At 74.5% G+C, this 24104-nt stretch carries 16 protein-coding genes and 1 pseudogene; 9 read left to right on the top strand and 8 right to left on the bottom strand.

Going from position 1 to position 24104, the window contains the following annotated elements; all coding sequences use genetic code 11:
- Positions 1 to 8: 8 nt before the first annotated feature.
- Complete coding sequence (locus ACIRD3_RS38480) at positions 9 to 1322, bottom strand: LCP family protein (protein WP_402226258.1); 1314 nt, start codon at positions 1320 to 1322, stop codon at positions 9 to 11.
- 395 nt (positions 1323 to 1717) lie between these two features.
- On the opposite strand from ACIRD3_RS38480, the pseudogene ssuE reads away from it, so the two are divergent.
- From ssuE to ACIRD3_RS38455, 5 genes and pseudogenes are all read left to right on the top strand, one after another.
- Positions 1718 to 2239: pseudogene (gene ssuE / locus ACIRD3_RS38475) on the top strand (NADPH-dependent FMN reductase); the annotation flags it as partial.
- 378 nt (positions 2240 to 2617) lie between these two features.
- On the top strand, positions 2618 to 3406 hold the full coding sequence (locus ACIRD3_RS38470) for an ABC transporter ATP-binding protein (RefSeq protein ID WP_402226255.1): 789 nt from the start codon (positions 2618 to 2620) through the stop codon (positions 3404 to 3406).
- Positions 3407 to 3424: 18 nt separating this feature from the next.
- Complete coding sequence (locus ACIRD3_RS38465; protein WP_402226253.1) at positions 3425 to 5992, top strand: ABC transporter permease; 2568 nt, start codon at positions 3425 to 3427, stop codon at positions 5990 to 5992.
- A 110-nt stretch (positions 5993 to 6102) separates the two neighbouring features.
- Positions 6103 to 8124, top strand: a complete 2022-nt coding sequence (locus ACIRD3_RS38460) for a hypothetical protein (RefSeq protein WP_402226250.1) — start codon at positions 6103 to 6105, stop codon at positions 8122 to 8124.
- A gap of 159 nt (positions 8125 to 8283) precedes the next feature.
- Complete coding sequence (locus tag ACIRD3_RS38455; RefSeq protein ID WP_402226247.1) at positions 8284 to 9324, top strand: glycosyltransferase family 2 protein; 1041 nt, start codon at positions 8284 to 8286, stop codon at positions 9322 to 9324.
- A 65-nt stretch (positions 9325 to 9389) separates the two neighbouring features.
- Here ACIRD3_RS38455 and ACIRD3_RS38450 read toward each other — a convergent pair whose 3' ends face one another.
- From ACIRD3_RS38450 to ACIRD3_RS38440, 3 genes are all read right to left on the bottom strand, one after another.
- The gene (locus ACIRD3_RS38450; RefSeq protein ID WP_402226245.1) at positions 9390 to 10973 is read right to left on the bottom strand and encodes an LCP family protein; all 1584 of its coding nucleotides are present in this window, start codon (positions 10971 to 10973) and stop codon (positions 9390 to 9392) included.
- A gap of 225 nt (positions 10974 to 11198) precedes the next feature.
- Complete coding sequence (locus ACIRD3_RS38445) at positions 11199 to 12491, bottom strand: LCP family protein (protein ID WP_402226243.1); 1293 nt, start codon at positions 12489 to 12491, stop codon at positions 11199 to 11201.
- A gap of 37 nt (positions 12492 to 12528) precedes the next feature.
- Positions 12529 to 13320, bottom strand: a complete 792-nt coding sequence (locus ACIRD3_RS38440) for a TIGR03089 family protein (protein ID WP_402226241.1) — start codon at positions 13318 to 13320, stop codon at positions 12529 to 12531.
- 115 nt (positions 13321 to 13435) lie between these two features.
- Between ACIRD3_RS38440 and ACIRD3_RS38435 the strand changes: the two genes are divergently transcribed.
- Entirely contained in the window at positions 13436 to 14587 is a 1152-nt protein-coding gene (locus tag ACIRD3_RS38435) for a peptidoglycan recognition protein (protein ID WP_402226239.1), read from the top strand.
- A gap of 10 nt (positions 14588 to 14597) precedes the next feature.
- Here ACIRD3_RS38435 and ACIRD3_RS38430 read toward each other — a convergent pair whose 3' ends face one another.
- Positions 14598 to 15122 carry an SgcJ/EcaC family oxidoreductase gene (locus ACIRD3_RS38430; RefSeq protein WP_402226236.1) on the bottom strand — a complete coding sequence of 175 codons (525 nt, stop codon included), beginning with the start codon at positions 15120 to 15122 and terminating at the stop codon, positions 14598 to 14600.
- Positions 15123 to 15162: 40 nt separating this feature from the next.
- On the opposite strand from ACIRD3_RS38430, the gene ACIRD3_RS38425 reads away from it, so the two are divergent.
- The gene (locus tag ACIRD3_RS38425) at positions 15163 to 16101 is read left to right on the top strand and encodes a DNA-3-methyladenine glycosylase family protein (protein ID WP_402226233.1); all 939 of its coding nucleotides are present in this window, start codon (positions 15163 to 15165) and stop codon (positions 16099 to 16101) included.
- A gap of 33 nt (positions 16102 to 16134) precedes the next feature.
- Here the strand turns inward: ACIRD3_RS38425 and ACIRD3_RS38420 are convergent, their stop codons facing one another.
- From ACIRD3_RS38420 to ACIRD3_RS38410, 3 genes are read right to left on the bottom strand one after another with little or no spacing between them, the layout of a single operon-like run.
- A complete protein-coding gene (locus tag ACIRD3_RS38420) occupies positions 16135 to 17427 on the bottom strand; it encodes a coenzyme F420-0:L-glutamate ligase (protein WP_402226230.1) in 1293 nt (430 codons plus the stop codon).
- The gene (cofD, locus tag ACIRD3_RS38415; RefSeq protein WP_402226227.1) at positions 17424 to 18383 is read right to left on the bottom strand and encodes a 2-phospho-L-lactate transferase; all 960 of its coding nucleotides are present in this window, start codon (positions 18381 to 18383) and stop codon (positions 17424 to 17426) included. The genes ACIRD3_RS38420 and cofD overlap by 4 nt, the downstream gene beginning before the upstream one ends.
- A gap of 31 nt (positions 18384 to 18414) precedes the next feature.
- Complete coding sequence (locus ACIRD3_RS38410; protein ID WP_402226224.1) at positions 18415 to 19062, bottom strand: cysteine dioxygenase; 648 nt, start codon at positions 19060 to 19062, stop codon at positions 18415 to 18417.
- Positions 19063 to 19685: 623 nt separating this feature from the next.
- Here ACIRD3_RS38410 and ACIRD3_RS38405 point away from each other — a divergent pair.
- Both ACIRD3_RS38405 and ACIRD3_RS38400 read left to right on the top strand, forming a co-directional pair.
- Positions 19686 to 19958: a WhiB family transcriptional regulator gene (locus ACIRD3_RS38405; protein WP_030062195.1), complete on the top strand. Its 273-nt coding sequence runs from the start codon at positions 19686 to 19688 to the stop codon at positions 19956 to 19958.
- Positions 19959 to 20234: 276 nt separating this feature from the next.
- Positions 20235 to 24104, top strand: a complete 3870-nt coding sequence (locus ACIRD3_RS38400) for a glycosyltransferase (protein WP_402226220.1) — start codon at positions 20235 to 20237, stop codon at positions 24102 to 24104.

Genomic DNA, 24104 nt, shown 5'->3' with positions numbered 1-24104 from the left:
GTCATCGGCTACTTGACGTCCGGCACCGGCGTGTCGTTCTTGAAGGCGTCGAAGACCTGCTTGGACTTGGTGGCGTCCCACAGCACCGCCGACTCGCCGGTCTTGGTCCGGAAGTCCGCGTTGCCGATCGGCACGGTCATCGACTTGCCGCTGCCGCCGTTGATGTCCTTCATGGCGAGGAACATCGATCCGAGGTCGGTCAGCCCGCAGTCCTCGTCGACGATCAGGGTGCCGAGCGCGGAGTCGACCAGCGGGTAGAAGGTGAACGGGTTGAGCAGGTTGCCCGGGGAGGAGGCCTGGTGGGCGAGGGCGCCGAGGAACTTCTGCTGGTTGCGCATCCGGCCGAGGTCCTGGTCGGCCATCTGGTGGCGCTGGCGGACGAAGGCCAGGGCCTGCTTGCCGGTGAGGGTCTGGTCGCCGGCCTGGAGGTCGAGGCCGGAGTCCTTGTCCTTGACGGGCTGGTCGATCTTCATCTCGACGCCGCCGATGGAGTCGACGATGCCGACGAAGCCGGCGAAGCCGATCTCGGCGTAGTGGTCGATCCGGATGCCGGTGTTCGTCTCGACGGTCTGGACGAGCAGGCGCCCGCCGCCCGCGCCGAAGGCAGAGTTGATCTTCGCGGTGGTGCCCTTGACCGGCTTGCCGTTGCTGCCCGCGTGCTCCGGGATCGGCACCCAGGAGTCGCGCGGGATGCTCATCAGGGTGTTCCCGTTGTCCCCGACGTGCAGGATCATCATCGAGTCGCTGCGCTTGCCCTCGTCGTGGCCGGTGTGCAGGTCGTCCTGCTCGCCCTCGGTGAGGCCCTGGCGGCTGTCGGAGCCGACGATCAGCCAGTTGGTGCCCTTGCCGGCGGCCGGGCGGCCCGGGTAGTCGGCGAGCACGTTCTCGTGGTTGAGCTTGGAGTCCGCCCAGAACCAGGTGGAGACGGCGGTCACCATGACGGCGATCAGCAGGCCGAAGACCGACCACTTGACGATCCGGCGCCGAGGCCAGCGCCTGGCCTGCGGGGCGGCCGGCCGGGCGTCGCCCGGTCCGCCGGGGCCGCCGGGCCCCCCGGGTCCGCCCGGATGTCCGGGACCGGCCGGTCCACCGGGGTGGCCGCCGGGCACACCGGCGCCCTGCGGCACACCGGCCCCCTGCTGCGGCACACCGCCGAGCCGGGACGGCGCCGGCGGCTGGGCCGGCTGCCGCGGCGCGGACGCCCCCGGCCCGCGCGGGTTCAGCGAGGCCGGCAGCGGCGGCTCGGCCGCCGCGCCGCCGCCCCCGGTGCCGCCGTACGGGTTCCCGCCGCCCCCCGGGCGGCCCTCCTGCCACGTGTTCATGCCGTCGAGGATGCCCGACCCGGCTCCGCCTGACTCCCCCCGGGGGGCCCACCAGGCCTCTTGTAGCAGTTTTGATGCACGTACCGGATCGTTCCGCCGCAACGTCCGGACACCCGGCGTTCCAGCGGCTGAAACGATTCTTGACCGGCCCGAACGGCCCGTGTTTGCATTCCGGACATGGACCAGCGTTGGGCACTCACGCGTCGGCGGCACGTCGACCTGCGGCGTGGTGTGGCCTGTTCGCTCTGTCGCGGCTGACGCGCGCCCGTCGGAACCCCGCACGTCCCGCGTCCACGGACGCAGTGCCCCCGGGTGCCGGACCCCACCCCGGTGACCCCCGCCGCAGCGCCTCCCCACCGCGCCGCGCCGCCCCGCTTCCAGCCAGAGGTGAACCCATGGCCGTCGTCCTGTCCGTTTCCGGCTCCCCGTCCGCCACCTCCCGCACCACCCGCCTGCTGCGCCACGTCGACGCGCTCCTGGTGGAGCGCGGCCACCAGGTCGTCCCCTTCGAGGCCCGCAGCCTGCCCGCGCACCCGCTGCTCTCCGGCGACTTCGACCACCCCGAGATCGTCGCCGTCGCCGAGCTGTTCGCCCGGGCCGACGGCGTCGTCATCGGCACCCCCGTCTACAAGGCGGCCTACTCGGGCCTGCTGAAGGCCCTGCTGGACGTGCTCCCGCAGTACGCGCTCGCGGGCAAGACCGTCCTGCCGCTGGCCACCGGGGGCTCGCCCGCGCACGTCCTCGCGGTGGACTACGCGCTGCGTCCGGTGCTCAGCTCGATGGGCGCCGGGCACATCACCCAGGGCTGGTTCGTGCTCGACCGCCACATCACCGCCCGGGAGGACGGTGCGACCCTGCTCGAGCACGGGACCGAGGACCTGCTCGCCCCGGTCGTCGACGGCTTCGCCACCGCGCTGGAGCGGCTGGCCGCACCGGCGCTGTCCGGCTGCTGTCCGGCTGCTGACCGGCGGCGCGACCGCGGCCGCGGCCCGTACGGGGCGTCCCCGAGACGGGCCGCGGCGCCCCCTAGGGGGAGACACGCCGCGCCCCGTAGAACCTTGGTTGAGCCGCTTCATTCCGTCGGATGACGAGCCGTCCGCCGTCCGCTCCTACGGTGGTTCTCACATCCCCACCCGCCAGGAAGCGACCCGATCAGGTCGGGTCCGGTGGCCAGGTCCACCGGGAGGGTGGAGACAACTCCCGGTCGAGGACTACCGCTTGCGCCATGTCGCGCGGCGGGCGGACCCGTGAGGCTGGGGGGCAACGGGTGAGCGCATCTTCCATAGGAGACTCCAGTGACGACGGCAGCAGCAGCCGTGTACGACCCCCAGCTTCCCGGCGGAGCCTCCGCCGTCGCCGCATCGGCCCGTCAGGTCACCAAGGCGTACGGCTCCGGCGAGACCAAGGTCACCGCGCTCGACGCGGTCGACGTCGACATCCAGCGCGGCCGGTTCACCGCGATCATGGGCCCCTCGGGCTCCGGCAAGTCCACCCTGATGCACTGCCTGGCCGGGCTGGACACGGTCAGCGGCGGTCGGATCTGGATCGGTGACACCGAGATCACCGGCCTCAAGGACAAGCAGCTGACCAGACTGCGCCGGGACAAGATCGGCTTCATCTTCCAGGCGTTCAACCTGCTGCCCACCCTGAACGCGCTGGAGAACATCACGCTGCCGATGGACATCGCGGGCCGCAAGCCCGACCAGGCCTGGCTGGACCAGGTGGTGGAGACCGTCGGCCTGGCCGGCCGGCTCAAGCACCGCCCGACCCAGCTCTCCGGCGGCCAGCAGCAGCGCGTCGCGGTGGCCAGGGCGCTGGCCGCCCGCCCCGAGATCATCTTCGGCGACGAGCCCACCGGGAACCTGGACTCCCGGGCCGGCGCCGAGGTGCTGACCTTCCTGCGCCGCTCGGTCGACGAGCTGGGCCAGACCATGGTGATGGTCACCCACGACCCGGTCGCCGCCGGCTACGCGGACCGCGTGCTGTTCCTCGCCGACGGCGTGATCGTCGACGAGATGCACGCGCCCACCGCCGACTCCGTCCTCGAACGCATGCGCCGTTTCGACGGCAAGCGCACCAGCTGAGCGGCGGGCGACACGACCATGCTGCTCAAGACCTCCCTGCGGAGCTTCTTCGCCCACAAGGGCCGGATGGCGCTCTCGCTCATCGCCGTCGTGCTGTCGGTGGCCTTCGTCTCCGGCACCCTGGTGTTCTCGAACACCGCCACCAGTACCTTCGACAAGCTCTTCGCCGCGACCGCCTCCGACGTCTCGGTCCAGCCGCCCAAGTCGGCCGAGGACGAGGACCCGGAGCTCGCCGACAAGCCGGCCACCGTCCCGGCCGCGCTCGCCGGGCAGGTCGCCGCGGTGCCCGGCATCAAGACGGCCGTCGGCCAGGTCATGGTCCACAACGCGACCCTGGTCAACCCGGCCACCAACAAGCTGGTCGGCCCGACCAGCGGGGCGCCGACCCTGGTCGGCAACTGGACCGACACCCCGCGCAACCCAGTCACCATCACCTCCGGCCACGTGCCGCGGGGCGCGGGCGAGCTGGTGCTGGACGCCGACACCGCGAAGAAGGCCAAGCTCGGCCTCGGCGACAAGCTGCGGGTCGACAACGCCGGCGGCAAGCACGAGTTCACCATCGCGGGCATCGCCACCTTCACCACCACCAACCCGGGCGCGGCGCTGGCCTTCCTGGACACCGCGACCTCGCAGCAGGTGCTGCTCGGCGAGCCGGCGTTCACCTCCATCGAGGCCTTCGGCGACGGCAGCCGCAGCGACGACGGCCTCAAGGCCGACGCCCTGGCCAAGCTCGGCGGCGGCTACCAGGTCAAGACCGCGGCCGAGCAGAAGGACGAGAACAACAAGAGCGTCGGCAGCGGCCTGGACTTCATGAAGTACGCGATGCTCGGCTTCGCCGGCGTCTCGCTGATCGTCGGCGGCTTCCTGATCATCAACACCTTCTCGATGCTGGTCGCCCAGCGCACCCGGGAGATCGGCCTGCTGCGCGCCCTCGGCGGCAGCCGCCGGCAGGTCAACCGCTCGGTGCTGGTCGAGGCGCTGATCCTGGGCGTGCTCGGCTCGACCCTCGGGATCGCGGCGGGCCTGGGCATCGCGGTCGGCCTGATCGCGCTGATGAACGCGATCGGCATGGACCTGCGGGCGAGCGACCTGCAGATCGGGCCGGACGTGTTCGTCGCCGGGTACGCGGTGGGCATCCTGATCACCGTCGTGGCGGCCTGGATCCCGGCCCGCCGGGCGAGCCGGATCTCGCCGATGGCCGCCCTGCGCGACCACGGCACCCCGGCCGAGGCCCGCGCCAACGTGGTCCGTACGGTTCTCGGGCTGGTCCTGACGGCCGGCGGCGGCGGTCTGCTGGTGCTCGCCGCGAAGGCGGAGAAGGCGGCGACCGGCGGCCAGTACCTCGGCCTGGGCGTGCTGCTCACCCTGATCGGCTTCGTGGTGCTCGGCCCGCTGCTGGCCACCGCGGTCATCCGGGTGCTCGGCGCGCTGCTGCCGGCCCTGTTCGGCCCGTCCGGCAAGCTCGCCCAGCGCAACGCGATGCGCAACCCGCGCCGCACCGGCGCCACCGCCGCCGCGCTGATGATCGGCCTGGCGCTGGTGATCGCCTCCTCGGTGTTCAGCTCCTCCGCGGTCACCTCCGCCAGCGAGCAGATCGACCGGTCGGTGGGCGTGGACTACATCATCAGCGGCGGTCGCACCGCGGTCACCGCCGAGATGCTGGACGCGGTCCGCAGGACCCCGGGGGTCGACCACGTCACCGCCGAGAAGGACTTCGACGCCAAGGTCCAGCTGCCGGACGGCCGGACCGAGCGGACCGGACTGGCCGCCGTGCCCCCGACCTTCTTCGGCACGGACTTCCGCCTCCCGGTCGCCTCCGGCACGGTCGACTCGATCGGACGCGGAGCGCTGGGGATCGGCGAGAAGTTCGCCAAGGACCACAACCTCAAGGTCGGCGACAGCGTCACCGTCACCTACCTCAAGGGCCGTACCCAGGTGCTGCAGGTCGGGGTCGTGTTCGCGAAGAGCTCGCTCTACGGGGGCGCCTCCTTCGTCGACGTCGCCACCATGGCCGAGGCCGTACCGGCCGCCGAGGTGCCCGAACCCCGGACCTTCTTCGCCAAGGCCTCCTCCGGCGCCGACACCGGCAGGACGCTGACCGCCCTGGAGGACGCGCTCAAGGAGTACCCGCAGCTGTCGGTCAAGGACCAGGCGGGCTACAAGGAGCTGGTGCAGTCCCAGGTCAACACCCTGCTCTACCTGATCTACGGGCTGGTCGCCCTCTCGATCACGGTCGCCGTGCTCGGCGTGGTCAACACCCTGGCGCTGTCGGTGGTCGAGCGGACCCGGGAGATCGGCCTGCTGCGGGCGATCGGCCTCTCCCGCCGCCAGCTGCGCCGGATGATCCGGCTGGAGTCCGTGGTGATCGCGCTGTTCGGCGCCGTCCTCGGCACCGGGCTGGGCCTCGCCTGGGGCGTCACCGTCCAGGGCGTCCTGCGGGACCAGGGCCTCGGCACGCTCTCCGTGCCGACCGCCACGATCGCGATCACCCTGGTCTCCTCGGTGCTGATCGGCCTGGTCGCCGCGCTCGTCCCGGCCTTCCGGGCCGGACGGATGAACGTCCTCGCCGCCATCGCGACGGACTGAGCCGGCGCCGGGGGGCGCCGGATCGGGGAACACGGGGCCGGGGGCCGGGTGCGCACAGCGCCCGGCCCCTGCGGCACGTCCGGTCTCCGGAGGGCTGAGATGATCGTCCGATGTTCCCCTCGGACGCCCCGCCGCTGCCCAGCGCCGCGCCCCTCACCGCCGCGACGGCCGCCCGCTGGCGCGCCGCCCGCACGGCCTGGCGGCTGGACAGCCGCTGGCTCGCGCTGCTGCCGGTCGCGTTCGCGGTCCTGGCCACCGCGGTGGAGCCCAGCGCCGCCCGCTGCAACGCCCAGGGCATCTGCCGGGACACCTGGGGCTCGGCGCTGGCCGGCTGGTCGGTGCTGGCCGAGGTCGTCCTGCTGGCGGCCAGGGTCCGGGTCCGGGCGCTGGTCCCGCCCGTCGTCCTGGCCCTGCTCTGGTACCTCCCGGACGGCCTGGTCACCCCGCTCGCCCGCTGGTCGGCGGTGCTGCTCCACGTGCTGCTCACCGCCGTCCTGCTCGGCGCCGAGGCCGGCCGCCGCCGGGCCCGCCAGCAGCTGGACGAGCTGATGGCCCCGCCCGTCCCCTTCCCGTGGACGGCCGCCGGCGCGCCCTCGCCGGTCCTGCGGGACGGCCCGCCGGTGCTGCGCCGCGCCCTCGGCGTGCTGCTGCTCGTGGTCGCCGCGGCCTTCCCGCTGTACGGGCTCTGGGCGCAGGCCCGGGCGGACGCCGTCGCCGAGCGGGCCGTCCGGGTGACCGGCACCGCGGGCACGACCGACCGGGACGAGGTCCTGACCGTCCGCTTCCAGCCGCCCGGCGGCGGCCCCGAGCGCACCGCCGCCCTGGACGTCTGGTGGCAGCGGCAGCCCCAGCCCGGCGAGCCCGTCCCGCTGCTGGTGGACGGCGACTCGGTGCGCGCCCTGGGCGACGAGTACGACCTCTCCGGCCAGCTGGCCGCCGGCGGCCTGATCGCCCTGCCCGGCCTGGTGCTGCTCGGCTCGGCCGCCGTCGCCGGCGCCCGCCGCGCCCGGCCGTCCTTCGAGGGCTCCGCCCCCGCGCTCGCCGTCCGGGTCCGCGCCGACGCCCGCGGCGACCTGCTGGTCCAGCCGCTGGACGGCCCGGCGGAGGGGCCCGGGCTCTGGCGCCTGGTCGAGCGCGACCGCTACCGCTGGGCCCAGCGCGGTGTCCCGGGCCGGGAGGGCCCGGCCTGGGTGCCCGAGTACGCGGACACCGGCAGCGAGGACGACGACTACCCCGACCCGGTCCTCGACCCCGACGAGGACGAGGAGTACGAGGACGAGGAGTACGAGGAGCACGAGGAGCACGAGGAGCTCTTCGACCGGGCGACCCCGGCCGAGGCCGCCGCCTGGCTGGCCCACGCCGGCCGCAGCGTGCCCGCCGTGCTGTACCGCGGCCCCGACGGCCCCGACCGCCAACTCCTCGTCCGCCCGGGCCTGTTGGACACCGACCCGTACTGGGTGGCGGCGTTGGTCGCGCCCGCCGCCCGGGCCCCGCGGCTCAGTCGGCGCACCGAGCGCTACCGCGAGCGCGAGCTCGCCGTCGCCGCGCTGACCGCCGAGACCGTGGCGGCCGCCCCCGAGGCCGGGCCGGACGCCGAGCCGGTGGCCGCCCGCCGCTGGGAGATGCCGCTGCCGCTGCGGGCGGCGGCCGGGCCGGTCACGGCGCTGCTGGTCGCCGCCGCCGTCGTGCTGCTGGACGACGACGGCTGGTGGGAGAACCTGGTGCGCCCGCTCTGGATCGGCTCGCTGGCGATCCTCGCCTGCGCCCAGACGCTGTCCTGGCAGATGGCGGCCGACCGCAACGGCCTGCGGGTGGCCACCGCGCTGCGCACCCGCACCTTCCGGTGGCCGGAGATCAGCGCGGCGGCGGTGCACCGGGGCCTGCTCACCATCCGGCTGCGCGGCGGCCGGGAGTTCTCCTTCGCCAGCCGCCCGGCGGTCTGGCTGGCGGGCCACTTCGGCGACCGGTACGACCCGGTGGCCCTGGCCAGGACGGTGGCCACCGCCGCGCACCGGCCGGACCTGCGCCCGGCCGGCGTCCTGCCGGACCGGCTGGGCGCCCCGCAGCACCTGCTGAACCGGCTCGCCCTGGTCGGCTACGCGGTGTTCACCGTGGCCCACTACGCGATCTGAGCCGGGCTCCGAGCCGGGTCGTACCCCCTGGTGGAGGCCCGCACCGGCGGCCTGGCGACGTGTTCTCGATCACAGTGCCGGTGCCGCGCCGCGAGGTGCGCGCGGCCGCCCGGACCGGGACGAGACGGGGACGCGTCCGCACCGGTACGGTGGGCCCCGATGAACACCAAGGCTGCTGAGGAGCTTCCGGCTGTTTCCGTGATCATGCCGGTGCTCAACGAGGAACGTCACCTGCGCACGGCCGTCCGGCGCATCCTGGACCAGGACTACCCGGGGCCGATGGAGGTGGTGATCGCCCTCGGTCCCTCCGGCGACCGGACCGACGAGATCGCCGCCGAGCTGGTGGCCGAGGACCCGCGGGTGCGGACGGTGGCGAACCCCACCGGCCGGACGCCCGCCGGGCTGAACGCCGCGATCCGGGGCTCCCGCCACCCGATAGTGGTGCGCGTGGACGGCCACGGCCTGCTCACCCCCGGCTACATCGCGACCGCCGTCCGGCTGCTGGGCGAGATGGAGGCGGCCAACGTCGGCGGCATCATGCACGCCGAGGGCGAGACCGAGTGGGAGAACGCGGTCGCCGCCGCGATGACCTCCAAGCTCGGCGTCGGCAACGCGGCCTTCCACACCGGCGGCCTGGCCGGACCGGCGGACACCGTGTACCTCGGCGTGTTCCGGCGCGAGGTGCTGGAGAAGCTCGGCGGGTACAACGAGGAGTTCATCCGCGCCCAGGACTGGGAGCTGAACTACCGGATCCGCCAGGACGGCGGCCTGGTCTGGTTCACCCCGCAGCTCAAGGTGACGTACCGGCCCCGGCCCTCGGTGCGGGCGCTGGCCAAGCAGTACAAGGACTACGGCCGCTGGCGCCGGGTCGTCACCCGCTACCACCGCGGCTCGGTCAACCTGCGCTACCTCGCCCCGCCGGCCGCGCTGCTCGCGGTCACCCTGGGGCTGGTGCTCGGCGCCGCCGTCCACCCGGCCTTCCTCGCGGTCCCCGGCGCCTATCTGGCGGGCATCGTCGGCGGGGCCGTGACCGAGGGCCGCGGACTGTCCCTCAAGGCCAGGGCGATGCTGCCGGTGGCCTTCGGGACGATGCACCTCAGCTGGGGCTTCGGCTTCCTCACCTCGCCGCGCTCGCTGGCCCGCCGGGTGATCGCCAGCGTCGGCCCGGCCTCCGAGGACGTGCTCTCCAAGACCGGCTGACGCCCCCGTCGCAAGACCGGCTGACGCCCCGTCGCGCCCGCCCCCCTCCGTGGGTGCGGGCGTGGCTACTTGGCGCAGGCGTCGGTGTCGTCCGCCTGCACCTTCTGCAGGTCCTCGGGCGCCTCGGTCGGCACCGCCGACGGGGCGGCGGACGCGGTCAGGACGTCCTTGCCGAGCACCAGCAGCAGCCCGGCCTTGGGGTCCGCCTTCGCGGCCGGCCGGACGGCGTCGCCCGGCAGCCCGAGGGCGGTGGCCAGGGCACCGGCCGCGGCCTCCTGGCCCGGCTGGTAGGACACCGTGGTGTCCGCGGCGACCGGCGCGTCGCTGCCGACCTCGGCCTTGGCGAAGCCCTTCGTGCGGAGCTTCTCGACGGTCGGCCCGGACTGCCCGCGCTTGCCGCTGCCGTTGCGCACCGTCACCTGGACGTCCTTGGTGTCCACCGCCGGGGCGGTGGCGGCCGGTGTGCCCGGCGCGGCGGAACCGGTGTCCGCGGGCGCGGGCGGGGCGGCCGTCTCGGTCAGCGAGCGGTCGCCCGCGACCATCGCGAACAGCTGCCCGGCGTCCGGCTGCTTGAAGATCACCCGGCCCTTTTCCTTGGGGTCGTCCAGGACGGGCGCGGTGGTGAAGGTGATGTTCTTGGTGTCGACCTTGCTGATGTCGAGCGCGAGGTCCTTGAGCTTGTCCACGCTGCCGATGCCGGAGTCCACGGTGAGCGCCTTGGTGGCGGCGTCCGCGAGCTTGTAGAGCTTGGTCGGGCTGGTCAGGGTGTCGTCGCTCTTGATCTTGCGGATCATCGAGCTGATGAACTGCTGCTGCAGCGGGATCCGGGAGAGGTCGCCGCCGAACCCGACCGCGTGCCGGGTGCGGACGAAGGCCAGCGCCTCCTCGCCCTGGACCACGTGCCGGCCCTTGCTCATCTTGAGGTGGGAGCCCGAGTCGTCGATGTCCTTGGCCGCGCAGACCTCGACCCCGCCGACGGCGGTGGAGAGGGTCTTCACCGCCTCGAAGTTGACCTGCACGAAGTGGTCGACCCGGATCCCGGTGTTCTTCTCGACGGTCTTCCAGGTGCAGCCGGCGTCCCGCCCCTCCTGGCCGAGGCTCTCGTTGAACTGCTCCCGCGGCGAGCCCGGGATCCTCTTCCCCTGGGCGGTCTGGCAGTCCGGGATCGGCACCATCAGGTCGCGCGGGAGGCTGACCACCGTCGCGTTGGTGCGGTCCTTGGCGATGTGGAACAGCAGCGTGGTGTCGGCGTGCCCGGTGCTGCCCTCGTCGCCGTACTGGCGTCCGAGGCCCTCCCGGCTGTCGGTGCCGATCACCAGGATGTTCAGCGCGTCCCCGGCGGCCTTGGGGCGCTCGGCCTCGTCGCCCAGCTGGACCTTGACCGAGGTGATGTTGTCGTTGAAGTGCTTGTACAGGTAGTACGCCCCGCCGCAGCCCGCGACCAGCACCAGGGCGCCGGTTCCGGCCGTCCACTTGAGCACCCGTCGGCGCCGGTTCCGCTTGGCGGCGGCCGCCCGCCGCCGGCTGTCCCGACGGCCCTCCCCGGCCGGCGCCGCGGGGGCGTCGGCGGCCCGGCGGCGGCGCTGCCGGGGGACCCCGGGGGCCGGGTCGACCCGGGCCCGCCCGGTTTCCGGTTGCTCCTCGTGCACGGGGGTTCCCTACCTTCGACCGGTCACGGCTCCGGCCCGCCCGTCCTGACGGGCCGATCCGGACACACTAGACGAGCCGAACGGGGGAATCGTTCCTGGTGTGATCTGCATCATGTGTGAACGAAGCAGGGGTGGATCCCGTCCGTTCCCACGCGTTCGACCGGCACACCCGCGCCGACCTGCGGCGCGGTCCGGCCCGGCCGGAGCGGGCCCGCGTGGCCGCGCTCAGTGCTGCGCGCAGGCGTCCACGTCGGCGGTGCGTCCCTCGAACGTGGGCGAGGCGCCCGCCGAGGGTGACGCCGCGGCGAAGGCCGCCTCCGCCGAGCCCGCACTCGGGGTCGCACTCGGGCTCGCGCTCGGCCCGGCACCCGGCCCCGCGCTCGGGCCCGCCGACGGCGTCGGCCCGGGCGGCCGGACGGCCACCGGCCGGTCGTCCCGCAGCGCCGTGAACAGCTGGGTGGTCTGCGGCTGCACGAACTCGTCCCGGTCCGAGTCGTAGCGGTACGGGCGGCGCGGCGCGGTCAGGAAGACCACGTCCGCGGACGGGATGCCGCGCAGGTCCTGGGTGAGGTCGTACAGCGCGCCGAGCGAGGAGAGCCCGCCGTCCGCCTGGATCGAGGAGGTGGCCGCGTCCAGCACCGGCCACAGCCTGGCCGGGTTCAGCAGCACCCCCTGCGACTCCACCTTGCGGATCAGCGCGGCCAGGAACTGCTGCTGACGGCCCATCCGCTGGGTGTCGCTGCCGTCCCCCAGGCTCTCCCGGGCCCGGACGTAGCCGAGCGCCTGCTCGCCGTGCAGGGTGTGCCGGCCGGCGGGCAGGTCGAGCTTGGCGTCCTTGTCGTGGATCGGCTGCGGCACGCACACCTCGACCCCGCCGATCGCGTCCACCATCGTCTTGAAGCCGCTGAAGTCGAGGATCAGGTAGTGGTCGATCCGGATCCCGCTGAGCTGTTCGACGGTCCGGATGGAGCAGGCCGGACCGCCCGTCTCGAAGGCCCAGTTGAACTGCATCAGGCCCGGCTTGCTGTGGGTGCCGTCCGGCCGCTCGCAGGCGGGCACGGAGACCATGACGTCGCGCGGTACGGACACCGCGGTCGCGTGCCGCCGGTCGGCCGACAGGTGCAGCAGGATCGTGGTGTCCGAGCGCTGGGTGCCCGGCTGGCCCCCGTAGGCGCCGTTCGTGCCGGAGCGGTCGTCGCTGCCGATCAGCAGGATGTTCTCGGCGCCCCGCGCGCCGGCCGAGCGGCTGGGCCGTTCGGCCTCCAGCTTGGCGAGCAGCCGGTCGGTGGTCGCGTCGGTCCGGATGTTGCCGTCCAGTTTGCGGTAGGCGATCCAGAGCAGCACCCCGCCGGCGACCAGCAGGAACGCGACGACGCCGGCGGTGATCATCAGCCACCGCCGGCGCCTGCGCGGGCGTTCGGGCCCGTCCGGGGGAGCGTCCTCGGGGGGAGTGTCCGCCGGGGGACCGTTGGTCGGGGGATCGGCGGTCGGGGGGTGCTCGGTCTCGTCCTCGGCCATGGCAGGGATCCCTACCCGCCCGGCCCCGGCCCGGGGGTCACCCGAGGCGCAGTGTCACCCGTTCGGATTCCGTCCGCTTCTCCCACTGCTCGGCGTCCAGGGCCTGCGAGTTGCGGCACAGCACCACCGAGGCGCCGGCCGCCAGCGGCGCCAGCAGGCCGGCCTCCAGGCCCGCCCAGTCGTCGTACGAGAGGGTGGACAGGACCCGGTCGCCGGGCTTGAGGCCGAGCCGGACGGCCCCCTCCCGGGCCAGCGCGACGGTCTGCTCGCCCGTCAGCTTCAGCGGCAGCCCGTCCACCGCGGTCTCCAGCGCCTGCCCGTCCGGGACGACGGGGGAGTACGGCGCGAAGCGGTCGCCCTGGCCGGGCACCTCGGCGGCGTAGTCCAGGAAGCCGTCCGGGCGTTGCGGGAAGCGGCCGCCGAGCGGCCGCAGCGCGAGCGCGACCCGCTCGCCCTCGCAGGCCTGGGCGGCCGCCAGCCCGTCCGGGCCGCTGACCACCAGGTCGGCGGTGGCCGGGTCGCCGCCCGGCACCGCCGTCACCCCGACCGACCAGCAGGCGAGCAGCCAGACGGCGCTCTGCCAGTGGGCGGGCAGCAGCAGCGCCGCCCGGTCGCCGGGGCCGGCGTTGAGTTCGTCCTGCAGGAGGTTGGCGGTCTTGGCCACCCAGTTGTCGAAGGTCCGGGCGGAGAGCTCCACCCGTTCGCCGGTGGCGTCGTCGTAGAAGGTGACCAGCGGGGCCGCGGGATCGACCGAAGGGGTGCCGCCGCGCAGGAATGCGTGCAGCAGCTCGACGGGGGTGCGGGCATCGGCAGCGAAAGGCGCAGTCATGGTGCGCCCCAGCCTAAGGCCTTCGGGCGGGAGGCCGGGAGGGGTGCCTGGCGGCGCACGCGAGCGGCGCAAGCCGAGGTGACGTCAGGGGGGATTTGCATTCAATATCCGTTTTATGCGTATCTCACTTCTGGTCGGTGCCGCCGCGAGCTGCGTCGCCGCCCTGCTCCTCCCACCGACCCTCGCCCCGGCCGCCGTCGCGGAGCCGGTGCCGACCGAACAGACCTCCGCGGGCGGGGGCACCGTGACGAGCCTGTCGCTGGCCTCGGCCGAACACAGCGTCACCCAGCGCGCCACCAAGCCGTTCTCGCTCGTCGGGGTGAGCTGGGACGACCCCCGGCAGTCCCTCGCCGGCACTTCGATCCGGGTCCGCACCCGCAGCCTCGCCACCGGCACCTGGGGCGACTGGCGCCGACTGGACGTCGAGGGCGAGGACGCCCCCGACGAGCGGGACGGCCGGTCCGGCATCCGCGGCTCCACCGCACCGCTGTGGACCGGTCCCAGCAACGGCGTGGCCATCGAGGTCACCCCAGGGCCGAACGGGCTGCCCGCCGGCCTGCGCGCGGAACTGGTCGACCCGGGCAAGGGCGCCTCCGCGCCGGCCTCCGCCCCGCGCACCCTGCCGGGCGAAACGGCGACCCACCGGGACGTGGCCGACCACGAGGGGCCGCGGCCGGGCATCGTGACCCGGGCGGGCTGGGGCGCCGACGAGTCGCTGCGCGAGCCGGGCTTCGTCTACACCGGGACGGTCAAGGCGGTCTTCGTCCACCACACCGCCACCGCCACGGACTACGCGTGCAGTGACGCACCGCAGATGATCCGGGCGATCTACCAGTACCACGTCCAGAGCAACGGCTGGCGGGACATCGGCTACAACTTCCTGGTCGACCGCTGCGGCACCATCTACGAGGGCCGGGCCGGCGGCGTCGCCCAGCCCGTCCTCGGCGCGCACACCCTCGGCTTCAACACCGACTCGACCGGCGTCGCCGCGCTCGGCACCTTCACCTCCGACGGCCCGCCGCAGCAGCTGGTGGACGGCGTGAGCAAGATCGCGGCCTGGAAGCTCGGCCTGACCGGCCAGGACGCGTCCGGCCAGACCAACCTGACGTCCGGCTCCTCGCAGAGCCGCTACCCCAAGGGCACGGTCGTCTCCTTCGACACCGTCTCCGGCCACCGGGACGCCTTCGCCACCGAGTGCCCGGGCGACGGGCTCTACAACCGGCTCGGCGACATCCGCTCCTGGGCCGCCCACCTCCAGGGCCGCTGAGCCCCCGTCCTCACCCGCGCGGCCGGGCCGGTCGCTCCTGCGCCGGCCCCACGTCGCCCCACCGGCGCACCAAGGCGCGCAACTCCTCCGTCAGCTCCGTCCCCAGGTCCGGCCGGAGGTCGTACCGCGCCGGAGTGTTCTGCAGCAGCGCGATCCGCCACCCGGCCCCGGCGTTCACCGCGATCACCGTCTGCACCGCGTTGAGCCCGGGGTCGATCCCCTCCGCGCCGTCCGGCACCATCCCCGCGACGGCCTCCAGCTGGGCCACCCCCGGCCCCAGCGCCCGCACCCGCCGCACCGAGGCCACGTACCGGGGCGTCGGGTGGTCGGCGAAGATCCGACCCAGCTCGGCGGCGATCACCGACCGGCCGCGGTGCCCGCTCCCGTCGTAGCCGATCACCTCGCCGTCCGGCGCGAACGGTCCGGCGAAGGCCGCGCCGTCCCGCCGGTTCCACCCGTCCAGCATCCGGCGGTACAGCGCCCGCACCGCGATCTCGTCCCCGGAGGGCAGGTCCGGCAGCCGCGTATCGTTCATATCCCCATGGTGGGCGACGGCGGCGCGGGAGGCGACGGCAGTGACGGGCGGGACGGACGGTACGGGCGGCGGCTCGGTGCGGCGCTGGCGGCCGGGCTTCCCGCTGGACGCGGCCCGGACCCTGCTGCCGCTGCGCCGGGGCCCCGCCGACCCGTCGTACCGGACCGCGGGTGACGGCGCCGTCTGGCGCGCCTCCCGCACCCCGGCGGGCGTCGGCACGCTGCGGGTGCTGTCCCGGCCGGCGTCCGGCGAGGTCGAGGCGTGGGCCTGGGGCCCGGCCGCGGACTGGCTGCTCGACCGCCTCCCGGTGCTGCTGGGCGCGCAGGACGAGCCGGAGGCGCTGGTGCTGCCGCCCGGCCCGCTGCGGGACGTCCAGCGCCGTACCGCCGGGGTGCGGCTGACCCGTACGGGCCTGGTGCTGGAGTCCCTGGTCCCGGCGATCCTGGAGCAGAAGGTCACCACCGACGAGGCCTACCGCGCCTGGCGCACCCTGCTGCGGGACTTCGGCACCCCGGCGCCCGGCCCGGCCGAGGGGATGCGGGTGGCGCCGTCGGCCCGGGAGTGGGCGCTGGTCCCGAGCTGGGAGTGGCACCGGGCGGGGGTGGACCCGAAGCGGTCCGCGACGGTGATGCGTGCCGTCCGGCTGGCGCCGCGGCTGGAGGAGGCGTCCGCGATGGGCCACGAGGAGGCCTTCGCCCGGCTCACCGCCGTCCCGGGCATCGGAGTCTGGACGGCGGCCGAGACCCTGCAGCGCAGCAACGGCGACCCGGACGCGGTCTCGGTCGGCGACTTCCACCTGCCCAACCTGGTCGGCTGGGCCCTGGCGGGCCGCCCGCGCAGCGACGACGCCCAGATGCTGGCCCTGCTGGAGCCCTACCGCCCGCACCGCCACCGGGTCTGCCGCCTGCTGCTGGCGGCGGGCGCCCGGGCTCCCCGCTACGGCCCCCGCCTCACCCCCAACGACCACCGCCACCGCTGACCGGAGGGCGGCGGAGGGCGTCGGGGGTGGCGGTTACCGCACCTCGATGAAGGCGGCCGCGTCGCGTTCCGGGCGTTCGCGGGGTGCCTCGGCGGGGCGGCCGACGGCGACGGCGCCCATCGGGTCCCAGCCGTCGGGCAGGTCCAGCGCGGCGCGGACGGTGTCGCGGCAGAACATGGTGGACGAGACCCAGGCGGAGCCGTAGCCCTCGCCGGTGAGGGCGACCAGCAGGTTCTGCACGGCGGCGCCGGCCGCGACGGTGAACATCTCCCGTTCGGCCCCGGCCCGCCGGGCGTCGGGGTAGTCGTGCGAGCCGTCCGTCACCAGGCAGGGCACCACCAGGTACGGCGCGTCGCGCAGGACGTCACCGCGGGCGGTGCGGCGGGCGATCCTGGCGTCGTCCCAGCCGTCGAGCTCGCGCAGGTCGCGCCGCCAGGCGGCGAGCATCGCGTCGAGCAGCCGGGTGCGGGTCTCGGGAGACTCCAGCAGGACGAACCGCCACGGGGTGGTGTGGTGCGGGGCGGGCGCGGTCACGGCGGCCGCGACGGCGCGGCGGACGGCGGCCGGGTCGACCGGTTCGGCGGTGAAGGAGCGGACGGTGCGCCGCAGGGTGACGGCCTGGCGCAGGGCCTCGGAGGTGCCGAGCCGGAACATGTCGTCCTCGGAGGGCCGGACCAGCGGCCGGGCGCCGGCGCCGTCCTCGTCGGTGACCAGGTGCCCGAGCCCGCGCACGACCGCCACCGGTACGCCGCTGGCCTTGCCCTTGACCAGGTCGGCGGCGGCGGCGAGCTCGTCGGCGGTCGCGGTGACGGTCATCTCCAGCCGGTTGCCGTGGCTGTCGGTGCGGCCGCGGTGGTCCTCCAGCACCTGGAGCCCGGCGGCGCCGATCGCCACGTCGGTGAGCCCGTTGCGCCAGGGGCGGCCGAAGGTGTCGGTGACGACGACGGCCAGCCGACGGCCGGTCAGCCGCTGGATCCGGGCCCGCAGCTCGCGCGCCGAGGCGTCCGGGTCCTCGGGCAGCAGCAGCACGGTGCCGCCGGGGGTGTTGGAGGCGTCGACCCCGGCGGCGGCCATGACGAAGCCGTTGCGGTTCTCGACGATCCGGACCGGCCCGCGCCGGGCGACCAGCCGGACGGTCTCGGCGTCGATCGCGGCCTCGCGGTCGGCGGCGTGCAGCAGCCGGCCCTCGGCCTTGCTGACGATCTTCGAGGTGACCAGCAGGATGTCGCCGTCCTGGTACGTCCCCGCCTTGGCGATGAGCGCGCCGAGGTCGGCCCCCGCGTCGATCTCGGGGATGCCCTCGACGCCCAGGATCTCCAGCGTCACGCGCGGACCTGCTCGGCCAGCGCCAGCGCCGCCCGCGCCATCTCGGCGGTGGCCTCGACGTCGGTCATCAGCAGCGGGACGGCCCGGCAGGCGATCCCGGCGCCCTCGACGGCGGCGACCGACGCCTCGTCGGCGGTGTCGACCAGCCAGCCGTCGATGAGCGCGGAGCCGTAGTTCAGCGCGACCGCCTCCGCGGTGGCCTCGACGCCGACGGCGGCGAGGACCTTGTCGGCCATGCCGCGCACCGGCGCCCCGCCGATGATCGGGGAGAGCCCGACGACCGGCGCCGGGGCGGCCGCGACGGCCTCCCGGATGCCGGGGACGGCGAGGATGCTGCCGATCGAGACGACCGGGTTGGACGGCGGGAAGAGGATGACGTCGGCCTCGGCGATCGCCTCCAGCACGCCGGGGGCGGGCTTGGCGGTGTCCGCGCCGACCGGGATGATCGCCTCGGCGTCCACGGCGGCGTGCAGCTTGACCCAGTACTCCTGGAAGTGGACCGCCCGGGTGCCCTGCTCGTCGGTGATCCGCACGTGGGTCTCGACCCGGTCGTCGCTCATCGGCAGCAGCCGCACGCCGGGCTTCCAGCGCACGCACAGCGCCTCGGTGACCTGGCTGAGGCTGTACCCGGCGGTGAGCATCTGGCTGCGGACGAGGTGGGTGGCGAAGTCCCGGTCGCCGAGCCCGAACCACTCCGGGCCGACGCCGTACTCCTTCATCTCGGCCTTGATCGACCAGGTCTCGTCGGTCCGGCCCCAGCCCTGTTCCTCGTGGATGCCGCCGCCGAGGGTGTACATCACGGTGTCGAGGTCGGGGCAGACCTTGAGCCCGTAGAGGTGGATGTCGTCGCCGGTGTTGCCGATGACGGTGATCTCGTCCTGAGGGCCGACCGCCGCGAGGAGTCCGCGCAGGAAGCGCGCCCCGCCGATTCCGCCTGCCAGTGCCACGATGCGCATGGGGCTCATCCTGCCACGGCCCGACTGCCCGTCAGCCCAGCGATCGGTGCGCCCCGGCCCGCGCCTGCGGCTCCGGGTGCTGCTCGGGGACGGCGGCGGCGCCGTACTGGTTCATCGCGGTGAGGCCGGGGGTGTAGAGGTGGATGGAGACGGCGGGTTCGAGCGCGCCGTTGACCACCTCGTGCAGGTACCCGGGGGAGAACACCCGCTGCCCGCCGGGCTTGAGGGTCCGGGCGTCCTCGCCGGTGCCGGTGAGGGAGCGCTCGTTGAGCTCGCCCCGGACGACGGTCATCACGCCGGAGGAGTCGCCGTGGTCGTGGAAGCCGCTGCTCTGGCCGGGCAGCCAGCTGAGCAGCCAGACCTCGTAGCCGGGGCCGGTCTCCAGCCGGGCGTACCAGCGGGTCAGCGCGTCGTAGCGGACCAGCGGTTCCCAGCGGGCGCGGTCGGCGGCGATCTCGCGGACCAGCCGGGCGTACTCGGCGACGGTGGTGGGGTGGCTCGGCAGGTCGGTGCGGGCGAGGTGCGGGAAGGCGAGCGGGTCGCCGGCGATGGAGACGTCGCTGAGCCCGTCCGCCCAGCGGCGGCGGTCCGCCGGGCGGACGGTACGGGCGGGGGCGAGGCCCAGGCGGGCGAGCTTGTTGCGGTCGCGGTTCCGCTTGCGGATGCGGATCATGCGCACGGGAGTCGTCCTCGGATGAGTCGGCTGGTTCGTCGGGATCAGCCGGATCCGGGATGTCCTGGGGCGGGAATCGCGGGCGGCCTCTGTGCTTCCTGGGGGCGGCGCGCGGTGGGACGCGGGCGCCTAGATACAGCAGGAACAGAGGCGACAACAAGAGTTCACGGCACGGCGAAGCGTGGAACCGCTCCGGGGGCTGGCGAACTCTGACATAGGGAAAAGGACACCGCATCCGTGCGGCCGGTGTCAAACCGATCGATGCGGCATTCGAGTGGATTAGGTCCGGATCTTTCCCTGATGGGGTGATTCATCACTCTCTATGTTTCGATGGGAAGATCGCCGGGAAGGCAGGCCGATGACCGGCCTGTGGCGGTGACCGAGCGTCACCTGGCGAATGGTTGCGGACGGTTCGGCGCTGTTCAGGGCCTTGAGGCAAAAGGTCCGTTGTGTCCGGATATGTACACTATTCGTAACGGCTTGGTGCCGGGGAGTGAATCCTGGCCCCAATACCAGAGCTCGGCTTGACTGGGCCAGAGTGACGCAACTGTAATTTCACTCGTGTCGTCAGCCGCACGAGGCAACGGCAACCACGGGGACGCCAAGTAGGGGCAGAGGAGGCGCGCCACATGAGCGAGCTCTTTGAGCTGTTGATCGGGGACGGCATCGCGGAGGACGAGGAGGAACTCGGCTGGCAGGAGCGCGCGTTGTGCGCCCAGACCGACCCGGAGTCCTTCTTCCCCGAGAAGGGCGGCTCGACCCGCGAGGCCAAGAAGGTCTGCCTCGCCTGCGAGGTCCGCTCCGAGTGCCTGGAGTACGCCCTCGCCAATGACGAGCGCTTCGGCATCTGGGGCGGCCTGTCCGAGCGCGAGCGCCGCCGGCTCAAGAAGAGCGCGGTCTGAAGCGTGGTCTGAGCGGGCGGCCCCCGACTCCCGCTGACCTTCCGACGACGACAACGTCGGACAATCGCACAGCTGTACGGGCGCCTCACCGTGGTGGTGGGGCGCTTTCGTGTTCCCGGCTCCTGCCGGCCCCTCCCGGCCGCCGCCCGGGCCCCTCCTTCACCGTCTCCGCACCGGCACCCCGGACGAACCGTCCACCAGGAGCCGTTAGTGTGGTGCGCCATCCGGTTGCCGTTCACCGGCTGTGTCCACCGAGAACTGGGGCCCGCGCACTCGATGACCGTCTACAGCCACCAGAGCGGCTTCACCGCTTCCCGGCCGCCCGCCTACCCGCGCCACCTGGTCACCGCGGTGATCGTCTCGCACGACGGCGCCCGCTGGCTCCCGCAGGCGCTGGCCGGCCTGCTCGGCCAGGACCGCCAGGTCCAGCGCGTCCTCGCGGTCGACACCGGCTCCACCGACAACTCGCCGCAGCTGCTCGCGGACACCCTCGCCGACTGGCTGCCGGAGAGCGGTCCGCTCGTCCTCGGCCGTCGGGCGGGCTTCGGCACCGCCGTCGCCGAGGCCGTCTTCAACAGCCCGCCGCTGCGCCCGGAGGACCTGCCGTACCGGCTCGACCCCTCCGGCTACGACCCGGTCACCGGCGGCTGGGACGACTTCGGCGACCCGCTCGCCCAGGAGGACGACCTCGGCCGCGGCGGCCCGCGCGAGACCGAGCCGGTCGAGTGGCTCTGGCTGCTGCACGACGACTGCGAGCCGCAGACCGACGCGCTGCGCCGTCTGCTCCAGGTCGCCGACTCCACCCCCAGCGCCGCGGTGGTCGGCCCCAAGCTGCGCAGCTGGTACGACCGCCGCCAGCTCCTCGAGGTCGGCGTGACGATCGCCCGCTCCGGGCGGCGCTGGACCGGCCTCGACCGGCGTGAGCAGGACCAGGGCCAGCACGACCAGGTCCGCCCGGTGCTCGCCGTCTCCAGCGCCGGCATGCTGGTGCGCCGGGACGTCTTCGAGGAACTCGGCGGCTTCGACAAGGCCCTCCCGCTGATGCGGGACGACACCGACTTCTGCTGGCGGGTCAACGCCGCCGGCCACCGCGTCGTCATCGCCCCCGACGCCGTGCTGCGGCACGCCGAGGCGGCCAGCCGCGAGCGGCGCGCCATCGACTGCGGCGCCTCCCACCCGCACCGGGTGGACAAGGCCGGCGCCGTCTACACCCTGCTCGCCAACTGCCGGGGCGCGCTGTTCCCGTACGTCCTGCTGCGGCTGGTGCTCGGCACCCTGGTGCGGGCCGTCACCAACCTGCTCGGCAAGGACCCGCGCCAGGCCTTCGACGAACTCGCCGGCCTCGGCCACGAACTCGTCCGGTTCCCACGGCTGTTGGCCGCCCGCAAACGCCGCTCCCGGACCAGGACGGCGGACGCCCTGGACGACCGCACGCTCTTCCCGGCGCCCGGTGCCACCACCCGGCTGGCCGTCGAGGGCGTCATCGGCTCGCTCGGGATAGGGGGCGGCGACGACTCCGTCGGCCGGCACGGCTCGGCCGAGGCCGGCGGCGACGAGGACGCCGAGGACCTGGTCGTCGAGCAGTTCGCGCTGATCAAGAAGCTCGCCCGGCGCCCGGCGCCGGTGCTGTTCGCCGCGCTGCTGGTGTTCGCCCTGGTCGCCTGCCGCGACCTGTTCGGCAGCGGCGAGCTGTTCGGCGGCGCGCTGCTGCCCGCCTCCGACGGCGCGGGCGGCCTCTGGTCCATGTACGCGGACGCCTGGCACCCGCTCGGCACCGGCTCCACCGCCGCCGCACCGCCGTACCTCGGCGTGCTCGCCGCCCTCTCCTGGCTGCTGTTCGGCCACGCCGACCTCGCGCTCACCCTGCTCGTCGTGCTCACCGTCCCGCTGTCCGCGGTCAGCGCCTACCTGGTGTCCCGGCCGCTGCTGGACTCCAAGCTGGTCCGGGCCTGGGCCAGTGCCACCTACGCGCTGCTGCCCGCCGCGACCGGGGCGCTCGCCCAGGGCCGGATCGGCACCGCCGTCCTCGCCGTGCTGCTGCCGCCGCTGGCCCGCGCCGCCGCGATCGCGGCCGGCCTCGGCATCCGGGACGAGAGCGCCGCCAAGGGCGCCCGCCCGGGCTGGCGGCCGGTCTGGATGGCCGTCCTGCTGCTCACCCTGGCCACCGCCTTCGTCCCGCTGACCTGGGCCCTCGCGGTGCCGCTCTGCCTGGCGACGCTGGTCGTCGCGGTGCTGCGCGGCGGTGCCTTCGGCTCCGGCGGTGCGGCGCTGCGGCTGCTCGGCCTGCGCGTCCTGGTGATCCTCGCGGTCCCGGTCGGCGTGCTGGCCCCGTGGTCGCTGAAGGTGCTGTCGCACCCGCAGTGGCTGCTGCTGGAGGCCGGGCTGCCCGGCCTGCACGGCACCGGTGCGAGCGCGGCCGGCCTGCTGCTGGTCAACCCGGGCGGCGCCGGTGTGCCGCCGGTCTGGCTGTCCGCCGGTGTCGTGCTGGCCGCGCTCGCCGCGCTGCTGCGCGCCGACCGCCGCCGCGCGGTGCTCGCCGCCTGGGGTGCGGCCGGGGCCGGCCTGGTCTTCTCGGTCGTGGTGGCGGGCACCTCCGTCACCCCGGCCTCCGGGGGCCAGGCGGTGCCCGCCTGGGCCGGCCCGGCCACCCTGCTCGCCGGGATCGCCCTGCTGGCCGCGGCCGCGATCGGCGCCGACGGCGCCAACGCCCGCGTGGCCGGGATCGCGTTCGGCTGGCGCCAGCCGGTGGCCGCCCTGGTGGTGGCCGCGGCCGTGCTGGCCCCGCTGGGCACCGGCCTGTGGTGGGCGCTGACCGGCGCCGGCAAGCCGCTGCACCGCGCCGAGGCCGGCCAGGTGCCCGCCTTCATCGCCGAGGAGGCCGGCACCACCGACCGGGCCCGCACCCTGGTCGTCACCGGGGAGAAGACCGGCGGCGCCGTCCGCTACACCGTGCTGCGCGGCGCCGGGCTGACGCTCGGCCAGGCCGAGTCCACCGTGGACCCGGCGACCGGCACCCAGGGCGACCTGAACAAGGCGGTCGGCAGCCTGCTGGCCGGCTCCGGCGCCGACCAGGCCACCGCGCTGGCCGGCTACGGCATCGCCTACGTGCTGGTCCAGCAGCCGGTGATCGACGTCTTCAAGGACGTCCTGGACACCACCCCCGGGCTGGTCAAGGCCAACCAGGACAACGGCAGCGCGCTCTGGCAGGTCAGCGGCGCCCCCGCGGTCCGCGCGGTGATCACCGGCCCCGGCGCCAAGCCGGTGGTCGTCCCCTCCGGCGTCCGCGACCTCGCGACCACCGTCCCGGCCGGTCCGGACGGCCGGGTGCTGCGGCTCGCCGAGACCGCCGCCCCCGAGTGGAAGGCCACCCTGGACGGCACCGCGCTGGAGCCCACCACGGTGGACGGCTGGGCGCAGGGCTTCAATCTCCCGGCCGGCGGCGGCAAGCTCACCGTCACCCGGGAGAGCGGTCTGGCCCACACCGGCTGGATCTGGGCCCAGGTGCTGCTCGGCCTGACCATCCTGGTGCTGGCCCTGCCCGGCCGCCGCAGCCACAAGGACGACGACCTGCCCGAGGAGGTGGTCGCCGCCGCCGCGCTGGCCGCCGCCGCCCAGGCACAGGCCCCCGCCCCCGGCAGCCGCCGGGCCCGCCGGATGGCCGAGCGCGGCGAGGGCGAGCCCGGCGCCGACGAGTCCGGGGTGTACGACGGCCGGCCGGGAGCCGTCCCGGCACAGCCGGCCGGGGAGCCGGTGACGGAGGCGGTCCAGGCGGCCGCCGCCGTCCAGGAGGCCGAGCCGTACACCGACCCGTACCAGACCTACCAGCAGGCCGATCCGTACAGCTACGACCAGTACGCGGCCCAGCAGCCGGTGGCCGCGCCGTACGGCGGCCAGGGCGACTGGGGGTCCCAGCAGCAGGCCCACCCCCAGCACGGCTACGAGCAGCAGCCGCACTCCCAGCAGGGCTACGAGCAGCACGGCTACGAGTCCTACCAGCAGGAGCAGCAGCCGTACGGCTACGAGCCGTACCAGCCGGAGCACCAGCAGCCCTGGCTGCCGGGGCAGCAGCAGGCCGACCCGTACTACGACCCGAACGACCCCAACGGCACCGGCCGGTACCCGCACCAGCCCGGATCGGGGAGCTGA

Origin of the sequence: Kitasatospora sp. NPDC093550, from assembly GCF_044764985.1 — a bacterium.
GTDB lineage: Bacteria > Actinomycetota > Actinomycetes > Streptomycetales > Streptomycetaceae > Kitasatospora.
This window is presented reverse-complemented; position numbering and strand designations above follow the sequence as displayed.

Bases quoted from the DNA above. Each gene is read 5' to 3' on its own strand.
- ACIRD3_RS38480 (WP_402226258.1), bottom strand. From the start codon at position 1,322: ATGAACACGTGGCAGGAGGGCCGCCCGGGGGGCGGCGGGAACCCGTAC.
- ACIRD3_RS38465 (WP_402226253.1), top strand. From the start codon at position 3,425: ATGCTGCTCAAGACCTCCCTGCGGAGCTTCTTCGCCCACAAGGGCCGG.
- ACIRD3_RS38460 (WP_402226250.1), top strand. From the start codon at position 6,103: ATGTTCCCCTCGGACGCCCCGCCGCTGCCCAGCGCCGCGCCCCTCACC.
- ACIRD3_RS38455 (WP_402226247.1), top strand. From the start codon at position 8,284: ATGAACACCAAGGCTGCTGAGGAGCTTCCGGCTGTTTCCGTGATCATG.
- ACIRD3_RS38445 (WP_402226243.1), bottom strand. From the start codon at position 12,491: ATGGCCGAGGACGAGACCGAGCACCCCCCGACCGCCGATCCCCCGACC.
- ACIRD3_RS38440 (WP_402226241.1), bottom strand. From the start codon at position 13,320: ATGACTGCGCCTTTCGCTGCCGATGCCCGCACCCCCGTCGAGCTGCTG.
- ACIRD3_RS38435 (WP_402226239.1), top strand. From the start codon at position 13,436: ATGCGTATCTCACTTCTGGTCGGTGCCGCCGCGAGCTGCGTCGCCGCC.
- ACIRD3_RS38430 (WP_402226236.1), bottom strand. From the start codon at position 15,122: ATGAACGATACGCGGCTGCCGGACCTGCCCTCCGGGGACGAGATCGCG.
- cofD (WP_402226227.1), bottom strand. From the start codon at position 18,383: ATGCGCATCGTGGCACTGGCAGGCGGAATCGGCGGGGCGCGCTTCCTG.
- ACIRD3_RS38405 (WP_030062195.1), top strand. From the start codon at position 19,686: ATGAGCGAGCTCTTTGAGCTGTTGATCGGGGACGGCATCGCGGAGGAC.
- ACIRD3_RS38400 (WP_402226220.1), top strand. From the start codon at position 20,235: ATGACCGTCTACAGCCACCAGAGCGGCTTCACCGCTTCCCGGCCGCCC.